General features: G+C 32.6%; 15 protein-coding genes. 9 read left to right on the top strand and 6 right to left on the bottom strand.

Going from position 1 to position 13,002, the window contains the following annotated elements:
- Positions 1 to 12: 12 nt before the first annotated feature.
- On the bottom strand, positions 13 to 594 hold the full coding sequence (locus AAC053_RS11760) for an NUDIX domain-containing protein (protein ID WP_339756760.1): 582 nt from the start codon (positions 592 to 594) through the stop codon (positions 13 to 15).
- A 120-nt stretch (positions 595 to 714) separates the two neighbouring features.
- Here AAC053_RS11760 and pyrE point away from each other — a divergent pair, with 120 nt between their 5' ends.
- Together pyrE and AAC053_RS11750 are read left to right on the top strand one after the other, a co-directional pair.
- On the top strand, positions 715 to 1,359 hold the full coding sequence (gene pyrE, locus AAC053_RS11755; protein WP_339756757.1) for an orotate phosphoribosyltransferase: 645 nt from the start codon (positions 715 to 717) through the stop codon (positions 1,357 to 1,359).
- Between the two features lie 27 nt (positions 1,360 to 1,386).
- Positions 1,387 to 1,782, top strand: coding sequence for an SRPBCC family protein (locus AAC053_RS11750; protein WP_339756754.1), 396 nt, complete (start codon positions 1,387 to 1,389; stop codon positions 1,780 to 1,782).
- Here the strand turns inward: AAC053_RS11750 and AAC053_RS11745 are convergent.
- Positions 1,779 to 2,510: a biotin--[acetyl-CoA-carboxylase] ligase gene (locus tag AAC053_RS11745; protein ID WP_339756752.1), complete on the bottom strand. Its 732-nt coding sequence runs from the start codon at positions 2,508 to 2,510 to the stop codon at positions 1,779 to 1,781. The genes AAC053_RS11750 and AAC053_RS11745 overlap by 4 nt on opposite strands.
- Before the next feature lie 94 nt (positions 2,511 to 2,604).
- On the opposite strand from AAC053_RS11745, the gene rsfS reads away from it, so the two are divergent.
- From rsfS to AAC053_RS11715, 6 genes are all read left to right on the top strand, one after another.
- Positions 2,605 to 2,976, top strand: a complete 372-nt coding sequence (gene rsfS / locus AAC053_RS11740) for a ribosome silencing factor (RefSeq protein WP_339756749.1) — start codon at positions 2,605 to 2,607, stop codon at positions 2,974 to 2,976.
- A 16-nt stretch (positions 2,977 to 2,992) separates the two neighbouring features.
- Positions 2,993 to 4,948 carry an ATP-dependent zinc metalloprotease FtsH gene (gene ftsH / locus AAC053_RS11735; RefSeq protein WP_339756746.1) on the top strand — a complete coding sequence of 652 codons (1,956 nt, stop codon included), beginning with the start codon at positions 2,993 to 2,995 and terminating at the stop codon, positions 4,946 to 4,948.
- A 102-nt stretch (positions 4,949 to 5,050) separates the two neighbouring features.
- Complete coding sequence (locus AAC053_RS11730) at positions 5,051 to 5,656, top strand: LUD domain-containing protein (RefSeq protein WP_339756743.1); 606 nt, start codon at positions 5,051 to 5,053, stop codon at positions 5,654 to 5,656.
- Positions 5,656 to 6,477, top strand: a complete 822-nt coding sequence (locus tag AAC053_RS11725) for a phosphatidate cytidylyltransferase (protein ID WP_339756740.1) — start codon at positions 5,656 to 5,658, stop codon at positions 6,475 to 6,477. The genes AAC053_RS11730 and AAC053_RS11725 overlap by 1 nt, the downstream gene beginning before the upstream one ends.
- On the top strand, positions 6,467 to 7,120 hold the full coding sequence (locus tag AAC053_RS11720; RefSeq protein ID WP_339756738.1) for a phosphatidylserine decarboxylase family protein: 654 nt from the start codon (positions 6,467 to 6,469) through the stop codon (positions 7,118 to 7,120). Before AAC053_RS11725 ends, AAC053_RS11720 begins: the two co-directional genes overlap by 11 nt.
- Positions 7,117 to 7,383, top strand: coding sequence for an acyl-CoA-binding protein (locus AAC053_RS11715; protein ID WP_339756735.1), 267 nt, complete (start codon positions 7,117 to 7,119; stop codon positions 7,381 to 7,383). Before AAC053_RS11720 ends, AAC053_RS11715 begins: the two co-directional genes overlap by 4 nt.
- Here AAC053_RS11715 and AAC053_RS11710 read toward each other — a convergent pair whose 3' ends face one another.
- Both AAC053_RS11710 and AAC053_RS11705 read right to left on the bottom strand, forming a co-directional pair.
- Positions 7,384 to 8,295, bottom strand: coding sequence for an arginine deiminase family protein (locus tag AAC053_RS11710; protein WP_339756732.1), 912 nt, complete (start codon positions 8,293 to 8,295; stop codon positions 7,384 to 7,386).
- A gap of 64 nt (positions 8,296 to 8,359) precedes the next feature.
- On the bottom strand, positions 8,360 to 9,646 hold the full coding sequence (locus tag AAC053_RS11705; protein ID WP_339756729.1) for a citrate synthase: 1,287 nt from the start codon (positions 9,644 to 9,646) through the stop codon (positions 8,360 to 8,362).
- Between the two features lie 177 nt (positions 9,647 to 9,823).
- Between AAC053_RS11705 and AAC053_RS11700 the strand changes: the two genes are divergently transcribed.
- Positions 9,824 to 10,582, top strand: coding sequence for a DUF481 domain-containing protein (locus AAC053_RS11700; protein ID WP_339756726.1), 759 nt, complete (start codon positions 9,824 to 9,826; stop codon positions 10,580 to 10,582).
- A gap of 65 nt (positions 10,583 to 10,647) precedes the next feature.
- Here AAC053_RS11700 and eno read toward each other — a convergent pair whose 3' ends face one another.
- Together eno and carA are read right to left on the bottom strand one after the other, a co-directional pair.
- Positions 10,648 to 11,940, bottom strand: a complete 1,293-nt coding sequence (gene eno, locus AAC053_RS11695; protein WP_339756723.1) for a phosphopyruvate hydratase — start codon at positions 11,938 to 11,940, stop codon at positions 10,648 to 10,650.
- Positions 11,941 to 12,090: 150 nt separating this feature from the next.
- The coding region (gene carA, locus AAC053_RS11690) for a glutamine-hydrolyzing carbamoyl-phosphate synthase small subunit (RefSeq protein ID WP_339756720.1) at positions 12,091 to 13,002 on the bottom strand (912 nt) is incomplete at its 5' end.

Below are 13,002 nucleotides of genomic sequence, written 5' to 3'. Positions count from 1 at the left end.
CGGTAAACGAACCTAGACCAAAACCCGAATATTTGCATAGCTATTTTCTAAAGCTTTTTGAGACGCCTTATCATCTAACCACTCTACTTTGGTAATGCCTTCATTTTCTTGTGGAAGAAGTTTGCCTTCAAAATCGGTTTTCATTTCAAACCAATAAGTGACTTTAATTTTATGTTTTCCATTACGCTTAAAAATATGGTAGGTTGTTGGTAATGGCTTCGTTATTTTTAATCCTGTAACGCCTGTCTCCTCTTCTACTTCTCTTACAGCAGTTTCTTCTATAGACTCTTTACCTTCAGCTTTACCTTTTGGTAAATCCCATTTATCATTTCTATAAATAAAAAGAATTTCGCTTTTAGCATTGTAGGCTTTTCCACCTCCTGCAACAACATTTGGCAATAGCTTTAAAAAATGTTTTAATAATTTATTAGGGTTTCTCCCAACCAAATGCACAGCTTTTAAATCTGTATTAGTCAAAGTTTTTATAACCTTACCTATATTTACAGATTTTAGAAGATAAGACTTAAAGTCGGTCTCCTGTTCTACTTTTGTGGTTAATAATATAGGTTTATCACCTACAAAAATGGTGTACATGGCTTAGGTTAGTTATTGCTTTGGTCTTGTAAAAATATTATTTTTTATGACATGGTCTTTAAAATGAAAATTAATTTAATTTAAAATTTCAAAGCCTACAAAATTCATTAATTTTGCATCATGATTTTTAATAAAGAAACCGCTAAAAAAACCGCAGAAGTTTTATTGCAAATTAACGCTATAAAATTACAGCCTAATGAGCCATTTACTTGGGCATCTGGATGGAAATCACCAATATACTGCGATAATAGAATTGTATTGTCTTACCCTCTAATTAGAAATTTTATTAGAGAAACAATGGCCAGACATATTGAAGACCATTATGGAAAACCAGATGCTATCGCTGGTGTAGCAACAGGAGCAATTGGTGTTGGTGCTTTAGTAGCTGATTATTTAAACCTTCCTTTTGTTTATGTAAGACCAGAAGCTAAAAAGCATGGTCGCCAAAACCAAATTGAAGGCTATATAGAAAAAGGCCAAACTGTTGTGGTTGTAGAAGATTTAATAAGTACAGGTAGAAGTAGTCTTAATGCAGTCTTAGCGTTAAAAAAAGCCGAAGTTAATGTTAAAGGAATGGTTGCTATTTTCTCTTATGGGTTCGATGTGGCTTCAAAGAATTTTGATGAAGCCAATATAGAGTTACATACGCTTGGTAATTACGAAAACTTGCTAGAACAAGCATTAGACACTAACTATATTACAGAGAAACAACAAAACATTTTAGCACTATGGAATGCCAATCCTAGCGAATGGAACGCTAATTGATATAAACATCATATAAAAAATTAAATCATGAATTTAGAATCACCAAAGGTAACCTTAGAGAAATCAGCCGAAGATATTTTCAACTTTTTATCTGATGTCAAAAATTTTGAAACCTTAATGCCAGAAAATATTAGCAAGTTTGAAGTTTTAGAAAATGATAAATTTCTATTCGCTCTAAAAGGAATGCCCGAAATTATATTAAAGAAAAAAGAAGCTACACCAAATAGTAAAATTGTTTTAGGTGCTGCAGGTGGAAAATTAGACTTTTCACTTATTGGAAATATTACTAAAATTGAAGCTAATAAAACCGATGTGCAATTAACCTTTGAAGGCGAATTTAATGCAATGATGGCTATGATGATTAAAGGCCCTATTAGTAAATTTATTGAGACTTTAGTTACCAGTATGAAGACTGCTATTTAATACAGTAACGTTACTTCTTTAAGATCAAATGTTTTAATAATCTCGTCTTCTGTCCAGACTTTTAATTTCCCTTTTTTAGTTACTCCTTGTATAATACCCAAAAACGTATAAGTATCTGGAGTAATAAAGGTTGATGGTTTATCTTTTCTAAACAAAAGAGATTCATATTCCGATTTTATCTCAGATAAATGTCGTTTTTTAAGTAGTTCAAAATAATGTTGTAGTTGCTTTAGAATTTCTGATAACACTTCATCTTTATCAAATACAACTCCAGATATTAAATTCATAGACGAAGCTTGAGGTAAATTTTCAAAATATTTCTGATTTACATTCAATCCAAAACCAATTACCGAACCTTGCAGTTGGTTACTTTTAATGACATTCTCAATTAAAATTCCGCAAATTTTCTTGTCTTCTGACAAAATGTCGTTAGGCCATTTTATGCGTAATTTAGGAATATTAAATGCGGTTAATGCTTTACATATCGCTAAAGAAACCACCATACTAATATAAAACTGCTGTTCAATATTAAAATTACGCAGTATCTTAAACACGCTGACTGTAAGACTTTTACCTTCCTCCGATTGCCAATTTGTTCCCATTTGCCCTCTCCCTTCGGTTTGTAAATCTGCAACTACAACTGTATAATCCTTAGGTATAGCTGTAGCTGACAAGCGCTTTAGGTAAGCGTTTGTTGAGTCAATGGCATCAAGTTTGATTATATACATTGAAAAGGCGGTTTTATTTTATAGTTTTCTTATGACAATTAGAGCTTACAAGAACTAAAAAAATAATAACTTTGCATAAAATTAATACAATTTAATGACGAAAGAAAAAACCAATGCAGACCAACTCATTACAACAATCATTGGCGGCATAGAAGAGGTTAAAGGAAAAGAGATTACAATCTTAGATTTAAGAGAAATAGAAAACACTGTTTGTGATTATTTTATTGTTTGTGAAGGTACTTCTAATACACAGGTAAACGCAATCGTCAGTTCCATACAAAAGCAAGTTAGTAAAACCCTTAAAGACAAACCTTGGCATATCGAAGGAATCGATAATGCAGAATGGATTTTAATGGATTACGTTAATGTTGTAGTACATGTATTTCAAAAACATATCAGAGAATATTACGATATCGAAAGTCTTTGGGGAGACGCAAAAACAACCCAAATAGAAACCAGTTACTAAAAGAGAAACGCTACTAATGGCTAAAGACAATAAAAATTTAAACAAAAACCCGAAAGTGAATCCGTATTGGATTTACGGAATTATCATTGCTGTATTTTTATCAATTCAGTTATTTTCTGGAGGTTTTGGCGACTCTTCTGGGAGTAAAACAACTCCAACCGAATTTTTTAATTACTTACGGAATGGCGATGTTGAAAAAGTTGAAATAATTAATAACCGTGTTGCAAGAGTTTATTTAACAAAAGAAGCACAAGAGCAAGAGATACATAAAAAATCTAAACCTAAATCCTTATTACCTTCAGTTTCACCTGTGCCAAATTATAGATTTGAGTTTGGTGATTTAAAATTATTCCAAGAAGAAATAGCGAAGGTTAAAGCAGAAAATAATGTTGAAGTAAACCTTGCTTTCGATACAGAACAAAATGTTTGGGGAGATTTGCTATTAACTTTATTACCATTTATTCTTATAGTTGGTGCTTGGATATTTATTATGCGACGTATGTCTTCTGGTGGAGGTGGAGGAGCAGGTGGACAGATTTTTAATATCGGAAAATCTAAAGCTAAACTCTTCGATGAAAAAACAGATATGAAAACATCTTTTAAAGATGTTGCAGGTTTAGAAGGTGCAAAAGAAGAAGTACAAGAAATTGTAGATTTCTTAAAATTCCCAGAAAAATATACCGCCTTAGGTGGTAAAATACCTAAAGGGGCATTATTAGTAGGACCTCCAGGTACTGGTAAAACATTATTAGCGAAAGCTGTTGCAGGTGAAGCTCAAGTACCTTTCTTCTCATTGTCTGGATCTGACTTTGTTGAAATGTTTGTTGGTGTTGGTGCATCTCGTGTAAGAGATTTATTTAAACAAGCTAAAGAGAAATCTCCTTCAATTATATTTATTGATGAGATTGATGCTATTGGTCGTGCTAGAGGTAAAAATGCTATGTCGGGTTCTAATGATGAACGTGAGAACACATTGAATCAATTATTAACTGAAATGGATGGTTTTGGCACTAACTCAAACGTAATTGTATTAGCTGCAACCAACAGAGCTGATATTTTAGATAAAGCTTTAATGCGTGCTGGTCGTTTTGATAGACAAATTTATGTAGATCTACCAGATGTTAGAGAACGTAAAGAGATTTTTGAAGTTCACTTACGCCCACTTAAAAAGGACGAAACTTTAGATATCGATTTTTTAGCAAAACAAACTCCAGGATTCTCAGGTGCTGATATTGCTAATGTCTGTAATGAAGCAGCATTAATTGCTGCAAGAAAGGGCAAGAAGGCTGTTAATAAACAAGACTTTTTAGATGCTGTAGATAGAATTGTTGGTGGTTTAGAAAAGAAAAATAAGATTATTACACCTTCAGAAAAGAGAGCCGTTGCTTTCCATGAAGCAGGTCATGCAACCGTAAGTTGGATGTTAGAACATGCTGCTCCTCTTGTAAAAGTCACTATAGTACCAAGAGGACAATCTCTAGGTGCTGCTTGGTATTTGCCAGAAGAACGCTTGATAGTTAGACCAGAACAAATGCTAGATGAAATGTGTGCTGCATTAGGTGGTAGAGCTGCAGAGAAAGTGATTTTTGATAAAATTTCAACTGGTGCTTTAAGTGATTTAGAAAAGGTTACTAAGCAAGCTAGAGCTATGGTTACGATTTATGGCCTAAGTGATAAAGTAGGTAATTTGACTTACTACGATTCTTCAGGGCAATCAGAGTACGGACTCACAAAACCATATAGCGAACAGACTGCAGAATTAATTGACAAAGAGATATCTGCTATTATAGAAAAGCAATATAAACGTGCTATTGAATTATTAGAAATCAACAAAGATAAGCTCACAGAATTAGCTGAAGTTCTATTGGATAAAGAAGTTATTTTTAAAGATAATCTCGAGAAGATTTTTGGAAAACGTCCTTTTGATAAGCCAGAGACTATATCTGAAATTATCTCGGGTGAAGAAGAGTAAATCATAGTGCTATCATATAAAAAACTTAAATTGACCAAATGTTAATTTAAGTTTTTTTATATTTACGAAAGCACTAATATCAGGATTAACAGCAACAATTGAATGAGCTTATTTCGTAAATTCTTCGGAAAAAAAGATAATACCGTAGAGCACATACCAAACCAAGAGCGTGGCAAATACATGCCAGAAGTTAAGTTACCTGTAGATGAACGTTTTACAATAAACTTTAAAGCTAATGGTGGTAAGTTTTTGTATTGTGAAAATATGGAAGAGGTAAAAGATTGTTTCAACTCTATCCTTATAGAAAACAAATGGAGTAATGATAAAGTATTTCTTATTGATCAACGCTTATCAGAATTATTTAAGGATTTTAACCTAAATAGCACTAAAAAAATATCCGAAAGTTCATACTTTTTATCAACCTGTGAATATTTAATCTCTGATGATGGTTCGCTATTAATTTCATCAAATCAAATTGCAGAAAAGAAACTAAAAGAACTGCCAGATCATTTTATAATATATGCTACAACGAGTCAATTTGCAGAAAACATTGGCGAAGGTCTAAAAGGCATAAAAGAAAAAAGTAAAACCACAATACCTACAAATATTACAACGATAAAACACTTTAAAGCATCAGACGATAAAGACTTTCTTACTTATGGAAGTAGTGCAAAAAACTTATATCTACTTCTACTAGAAGATTTATAATGAAAGAACTATCTATAAGAGTCACTTCTGGTGTTGTCTATGTATTGTTACTCATTGGTTCGCTTTATGCACAAGAAGCCACTATAGCACTTCTGGCCATTTTCGGCATTTTAAGTTTGGTAGAGTTTAGTAACCTTATAAAGCTTAAATCTTATATTCAATACGCTATATTTATTTTACTTTATGTAGGATTTGGATACATATCCCTTTGGAATAAAAGTATTGAAGGCAGTGATGAAGCGATTCAGATCTTACTAGTAATAACCATTTTCGTAAATCTAATTTTAATAAAAGATTTATTCACCACAAAGAAAATTCCACTGTTTGAATCAAAGCGCTATTTTGCGACGACCTTTTATCTTTCTAGTGGGTTTGTGTTTATGCTACTTATTGCTAACTACAAAAATAACTTTACACCTTTGTTTCTTTTAGGCGCATTTATATTAGTTTGGGTAAATGATAGTGCAGCTTATTTAGTTGGTAAAAATTTTGGAAAGCAAAAATTGTTTCCAAGTATATCTCCAAAAAAAACTGTTGAAGGTTTTTTAGGTGGTCTATTTTTTGCGTGTATATCTAGTTATTTCATTGCATACTATACAGAAACTCTAGGATTTACAAGCTGGTTAGTTCTAGCTATAATTGTGAGTGTATTGGGTACATTAGGTGATTTAATTGAGTCTAAATTTAAACGCCAAGCTGGTGTCAAAGATAGTGGTGTTATAATGCCAGGTCATGGCGGACTACTAGATAGACTAGATAGTATTATCTTTGCTGCACCATTTATATATTTATTTTTAAGAATTTTAAGTTATGTTTCATAAAGAAGGTCATAAAATTATTTTTATTTCACTAGTTATAGTGGTAGGTTCGTTTTTTATAATCGATGAATTTATTACTCTCGAATGGTTACGAAAGAGCTTAATGATAGTAGTTTTAGCTTTTTTTATTTTAATTCTACAATTTTTCAGAAATCCAAAACGGCACACACATCATAATGACAAACATGCTCTATCGCCTGTAGATGGAAAGGTTGTAGTTATTGAAGAGGTTATGGAAAATGAAGTTTTTAAGGATAAACGTATTCAGGTTTCAGTGTTTATGTCTCCTATTAACGTCCATGTAACACGTTACCCTATTAGTGGAAATATAAACTATAGCAAATATCATCCTGGCAAGTACTTAGTGGCATGGCATCCAAAAGCTAGTGAAGAAAATGAACGTACAACCGTTGTTGTAGAAAATGAAGGTTTTGGTAAAGTACTCTATAGACAAATTGCTGGAGCTTTAGCAAGACGTATTGTAAATTATGCAAACTTAAATTCTAAAGCCTCTCAAGGATCAGATTCTGGATTTATAAAATTTGGTTCACGTGTAGATTTATTTTTACCTTTAGATGCAGATATTAAAGTAGAACTCAATCAAAAAGTTCGTGGCGGAGAAAGCGTCATCGCAGAAATGAAATGACCTCTGAAGAATTAGATATAGAATTTGATACAGCAGTGGATCGTGTAAACGACCACACTGAACCTTTTCCTGCTGATTTTTTACTTCGGTTGTATGCTTATTACAAAAAAGCAACTAATAATTATGGGAGACCTAGTAGCCGGAAACCAATCATAAATGCTTTTAAGACTAATGCTCTTTTTCAAATACAAAATATTAGTGAAGATGAGGCAAAACAAGAATATATTGATTTAGTCAATAATTACTTTTTATATCGTCAGTAATCAATCTCGTACCAAAGGCATAGTAGAACAGCGTAATAATCCTTCTTGTTTTGCTATTTCTGCATAAGGGACATCTTCAACTGTAAATCCATTTTCACGCAACCACGTATTTAATCTTGTAAAATTACGTTCAGAAATGATAACGTCTTCTGAAATAGAAAACACATTACTATTCATGTTATACATTTCGTCTTTAGTAATTTCAAAAATATTGTCTTTTCCAAAGAAGTCTACTAACCACTGGTATTCACTTTCTACTAAAAAGCCATTTTTATGAATAATGGCTTTATCTTTTCCAATAGGCTGAAAGCAACAATCTAAATGTAAAGCGTTCTCTTTAGGATTGGTATTAGATTTTCTCAATTCGAAAGCTTTTACCGTTTTATACGGAAACAATTCTTGAATGGCTATTACAGCATCCATATTAGTACGGGCCGTAATATAATTTGGGTAATCTTCACCAGAATACGTGCCTATAAAAATATAGTTATTCCATGGCATAACGTCTCCTCCTTCTACATGGCATTCTTCAGGAAGTATTACAACTTTATCCTCATCAATTTGCTCAATAACATGATGAACCGCTTCATACTCACGTTCTCTATCTGGTAATATATTAGCTTTAATTAGTTTATCTTCAATAACAAAAGCGATATCTCTAGAGAATATCTGATTGTAGTCTTTAATTAGTTTAGGTCTATAAACTGTAACATTATACTTTTTAAACACCTTAGCGACCGCTTCCATCTCTTTCATCATATCAACATCTTTGGGATATGTACCAGCTTTTATATGCTCTATCGATTTTGGATCATAAGCTTCTTCAATTGAAGGGACAGGTCCATTGCTTTCTGCTGTTCCTAAAATAACTGCTCTAAGACGTGATGCTTCGTTTTGTATGTTTAATTTCATAAGGCTTTAAAATAAAAAAGAGCTTCATAAGTTTATGAAGCTCTTCAATGTTTATTACTAGACACTAACGCTTATCAATAGTCTTAAATGCTCTATAAGTCTCACCAGTGTATAATTGTCTAGGTCTGCCTATTGGTTCTTTACGCAAACGCATTTCGCGCCACTGAGAAATCCAACCTGGTAAACGACCTAATGCAAACATAACGGTAAACATTTCTACAGGAATTCCCATAGCTCTATATATAATACCTGAATAAAAATCAACGTTAGGATATAATTTTCTATCCACGAAATACTGATCTTCCAAAGCTTCTTTTTCAAGACCTTTTGCGATATCTAAAATAGGATCATCAACCCCTAAATCACTTAATACTTCATCTGCAGCTACTTTAATAATTTTAGCTCTTGGATCAAAGTTTTTATAGACACGATGACCAAAACCCATTAAACGGAAAGGGTCTTCTTTATCTTTAGCTTTTGCCATATACTTATTAGTGTCACCACCATCCTCTTTAATGGCTTCAAGCATTTCAAGTACTGCTTGGTTTGCACCACCATGCAATGGTCCCCAAAGTGCTGAAATACCCGATGCAAGCGATACAAATAAACCAGCATGAGATGAGCCTGTTATTCTTACTGTAGAAGTAGAACAGTTTTGCTCATGATCTGCGTGTAATATTAATAATTTATCTAAAGCGTTTACTAAAATAGGGCTTTGTTCGTATTCGTCATTTGGGCTTTTAAACATCATCTTTAATACATTCTCTACATAGCCTAACTTGTTATCTCCATAATCTAGTGGTAAACCAAGCTTTTTACGCATCGTCCAAGCGACCAATACAGGGAATTTACCTAAAATTCTAACAATAGAATTATACATGGCTTCTTCAGAATTAACATCTACTGAAGTAGGGTAAAAAGCAGTTAGAGCACTAGTTAAAGATGATAATACTCCCATTGGATGTGCAGATTTTGGAAATGCATCTAAAATCTTCTTTATATCATCATCTACAACAGAATGCGACTTTATATCTTCATGAAACTTATCTAATTCCTCTTGTGTAGGTAATTCACCAAAAATCAATAAGTAAGCCACCTCTAAAAAATCAGCTTTCTCAGCTAGTTCTTCAATAGAATAACCTCTATATCTCAGTATGCCTTTTTCACCATCAAGAAATGTTATTGCACTTTCACAACTTCCAGTATTTTTATAACCTGGATCTATCGTAATAACTCCGCCAGTTGAACTTCTTAAACTTTTAATATCTATAGCAACTTCATTTTCTGTTCCTACTACTATCGGGAAATCATACTTTTCTCCATTAATTTCTAGTGTGGCTTTATCTGACATGTGTACTGTTTGTTTTTATTTTAAGGATTACAAATTTACGAAATATCAAACGATTTAGGAAGGAGAATTATAACCGTTTTAACACTTCTAAAAAGTAAATAACAATTGTTAGTTATTTTAGATTTATCTCTCTAAAAAATGATATATTGTTGTATCATCATTTAGCTTTAACCCAAAATGACTCGAATAATACTTCTTTTCCTTATAGTGTGTAGTTCTTCCCAAATTTGTGGTGCTCAAATCATTAATGTAGAATCCCTAAGACACGTCTCTGATTCTTCTAAATGGTCTGGTTCTGCAAGTTTAGATTTGGGTTTAATAAAAAACACTAATTCTATATTTAGAATCACAAATCGAATAAGACTTCAATATAACACTGAGAAGAATCTATTTCTATTTATTAATGATATTAATTTACAGAAAATTGAGGACAACTCTTTTGTAAACAGAGGTATACAGCATTTTCGATATAACAGAAAACTTGGAGATCGTATAAAACTTGAAGCTTTTGTTCAAAGCCAGTATGATGCTATATCTGATATAAAATTTAGAGGGTTACTTGGTTTAGGACCTCGATTTAAGCTTTCTAAAAATGAAAACTTTAGATATTATTTAGGCACCCTTTTTATGTATGAACATGAAGAAACTTTAGAACGTTCAATTAATATATTAAGAGACTTTAGAGGAAGTGCTTACCTTTCGTGTAGCTTATACCCAACAGAAAACTTATCCATTGTTAGCACGACCTATTATCAACCCTTAATTAAACAATTCTCTGATTTTAGAATTTCTAGTGAAGCTTCGTTAGCTTTTAAAATATTTGAAAACTTAGCATTTAGAACGTCGTTTAGCTACAATTTTGATGCAAATCCTATTGCTAATATTCCTAAAACCCAATACGAATTGACTAATGGAATTATATATTCTTTTGATTAATTGCATAAAAAAAGCCTCTCAACATTGAAAGGCTTTAAAAATATTTTTAATAAATTAGTTTAAGCTTACGTCAGTTTAAAAGCATTCTCTTGAGGAAAATAAGCTACATCACCTAATTCTTCTTCAATACGTAATAATTGATTGTATTTTGCCATACGGTCACTACGAGATGCAGAACCTGTTTTAATTTGCCCAGTATTTAAAGCTACAGCTAAATCTGCAATCGTATTATCTTCTGTTTCACCAGACCTGTGAGACATTACACACGTATAACCAGCATTATGTGCCATATTAACTGCTGCAATAGTTTCTGTTAGTGTACCAATTTGGTTTACTTTAATTAAAATAGAATTTGCAATTCCATTATCAATACCACGAGATAGGCGCTCAACATTAGTAACAAATAAATCATCTCCAACTAATTGTACTTTATCTCCTATTTGTTCAGTTAGGTCTTTCCAACCATCCCAGTCATTTTCATCCATTCCATCTTCAATTGAAATAATTGGATATTTAGAAGCTAGCTCTGTTAAATAATCCGCTTGTTCTTTACTTGTTCTTACAACTCCTGTATCTCCTTCAAAAAGTGTATAATCATATTTACCGTCTTTATAAAATTCTGCCGCAGCACAATCTAAAGCAATCATTACATCGTCACCAAGCTTATAACCCGCTTTCTCTACTGCTTTTTTAATAGTATCTAGTGCATCTTCTGTTCCACCAGCTAAATTAGGAGCAAAACCTCCTTCATCTCCAACAGCTGTACTTAAACCTCTATCATGCAACACTTTTTTAAGGTTATGAAAAATCTCAGTTCCCATTTGCATAGCATGCGTAAAGTTTTTTGCCTTAACTGGCATTACCATAAACTCTTGAAACGCAATAGGAGCATCACTATGAGAGCCACCATTAATAATATTCATCATTGGTACAGGTAACGTATTTGCAGAAACTCCACCAACATATCTATATAATGGCATGCCAAGTTCATTAGCAGCAGCTTTTGCAACCGCTAGAGACACACCTAAAATAGCATTAGCTCCTAATTTTGATTTGTTTGGTGTACCATCTAATTCAATCATCATCTCATCGATAGCATTTTGCTCAAACACTGAGACGCCTAATAATTCTTGAGCAATAACAGTATTAACATTTTCTACAGCTTTTAAAACTCCTTTTCCCATGTAGGTGTCACCACCATCTCTTAACTCTACAGCTTCATGCTCACCTGTAGAAGCACCAGATGGCACAGCTGCTCTTCCCATAATTCCGTTTTCTGTAGTGACATCAACTTCTACAGTTGGGTTTCCTCTAGAGTCTAAAATTTGTCTTGCGTGTACATTAATTATAATACTCATTTTATCTTTTTTTAATGTTGATTTGTATCAAAATTACAAAAATCTATAGCTTAAAACAGAACAAAAATCATATTTATGATTAATACTAACTATAATGTTTTCGTAACTTAAAAAACGCAATAAAAGGAGTCTTTTATTGCGTTTTTTATACTAGTTGTTCTTAATGTTTTCTATAAACTGGTCGAACAAATACACAGAATCATTTGGTCCAGGACTTGCTTCAGGATGATACTGAACTGAGAAGCAATTTTTATCTTTCAATTTGATTCCTGCTACTGTATGATCATTAAGGTGTACATGTGTAATTTCAACATTAGCATTTGCCTCCGTTTCTTCTCTATTAATAGCAAACCCATGATTCTGCGATGTAATTTCACCTTTTCCTGTCACTAAATTCTTAACTGGGTGATTTATACCTCTATGACCATTATGCATTTTATAGGTGGAAATTCCATTTGCTAATGCAATGACTTGGTGACCTAAACAAATCCCAAATAAGGGTTTGTTCTTTGCTATGATCTCTTTTGCCACAGCTTGCGCTTCAACTAAAGGTTCTGGATCACCAGGACCATTAGATAAGAAATAGCCATCTGGTTTAAACGCTTCTAAATCTTGAAACTTAGAATTGTATGGAAATACTTTAATGTAAGCATCTCGCTTTGCTAAATTTCTAAGAATGTTCTTTTTAATTCCGATATCTAAAGCTGCAATTCTATAGGTTGCATTTTCATCACCATAATAATATGGCTCTTTAGTTGATACTTGAGAGGCTAATTCTAAACCTTCCATAGAAGGTACTTCTGCTAACTGCTTTTTAAGACCTTCTATATTATCTACTTCTGTAGAGATGACAGCATTCATTGCTCCATTGTCTCTAATATAACTCACCAATGCTCTTGTATCTACATCAGCGATGGCTAAAGTATTATACTTTTCAAAGAATTCTTCTAAAGAACTATCTGCTGAAGGTCTTGAATATTCAAAACTGAAGTTTTTACAAATTAAGCCTGCTATTTTTACATCATCAGATTCTACTTCATCTTCCTTTGTTCCGTAGTTTCC

It is taken from the genome of uncultured Winogradskyella sp., assembly GCF_963975125.1.
In the GTDB taxonomy this organism is placed as follows: Bacteria; Bacteroidota; Bacteroidia; order Flavobacteriales; family Flavobacteriaceae; genus Winogradskyella.
Note: the sequence above shows the minus strand (reverse complement) of the source record. Positions and strands in the feature narration are given on the sequence as shown.

Coding starts and splice junctions, on each gene's coding strand:
- AAC053_RS11725 (WP_339756740.1), top strand. CDS start 5,656: ATGAAAGAACTATCTATAAGAGTCACTTCTGGTGTTGTCTATGTATTG.
- AAC053_RS11750 (WP_339756754.1), top strand. CDS start 1,387: ATGAATTTAGAATCACCAAAGGTAACCTTAGAGAAATCAGCCGAAGAT.
- AAC053_RS11700 (WP_339756726.1), top strand. CDS start 9,824: ATGACTCGAATAATACTTCTTTTCCTTATAGTGTGTAGTTCTTCCCAA.
- pyrE (WP_339756757.1), top strand. CDS start 715: ATGATTTTTAATAAAGAAACCGCTAAAAAAACCGCAGAAGTTTTATTG.
- rsfS (WP_339756749.1), top strand. CDS start 2,605: ATGACGAAAGAAAAAACCAATGCAGACCAACTCATTACAACAATCATT.
- ftsH (WP_339756746.1), top strand. CDS start 2,993: ATGGCTAAAGACAATAAAAATTTAAACAAAAACCCGAAAGTGAATCCG.
- AAC053_RS11745 (WP_339756752.1), bottom strand. CDS start 2,510: ATGTATATAATCAAACTTGATGCCATTGACTCAACAAACGCTTACCTA.
- AAC053_RS11760 (WP_339756760.1), bottom strand. CDS start 594: ATGTACACCATTTTTGTAGGTGATAAACCTATATTATTAACCACAAAA.
- eno (WP_339756723.1), bottom strand. CDS start 11,940: ATGAGTATTATAATTAATGTACACGCAAGACAAATTTTAGACTCTAGA.
- AAC053_RS11710 (WP_339756732.1), bottom strand. CDS start 8,295: ATGAAATTAAACATACAAAACGAAGCATCACGTCTTAGAGCAGTTATT.
- AAC053_RS11720 (WP_339756738.1), top strand. CDS start 6,467: ATGTTTCATAAAGAAGGTCATAAAATTATTTTTATTTCACTAGTTATA.
- AAC053_RS11715 (WP_339756735.1), top strand. CDS start 7,117: ATGACCTCTGAAGAATTAGATATAGAATTTGATACAGCAGTGGATCGT.
- AAC053_RS11705 (WP_339756729.1), bottom strand. CDS start 9,646: ATGTCAGATAAAGCCACACTAGAAATTAATGGAGAAAAGTATGATTTC.
- AAC053_RS11730 (WP_339756743.1), top strand. CDS start 5,051: ATGAGCTTATTTCGTAAATTCTTCGGAAAAAAAGATAATACCGTAGAG.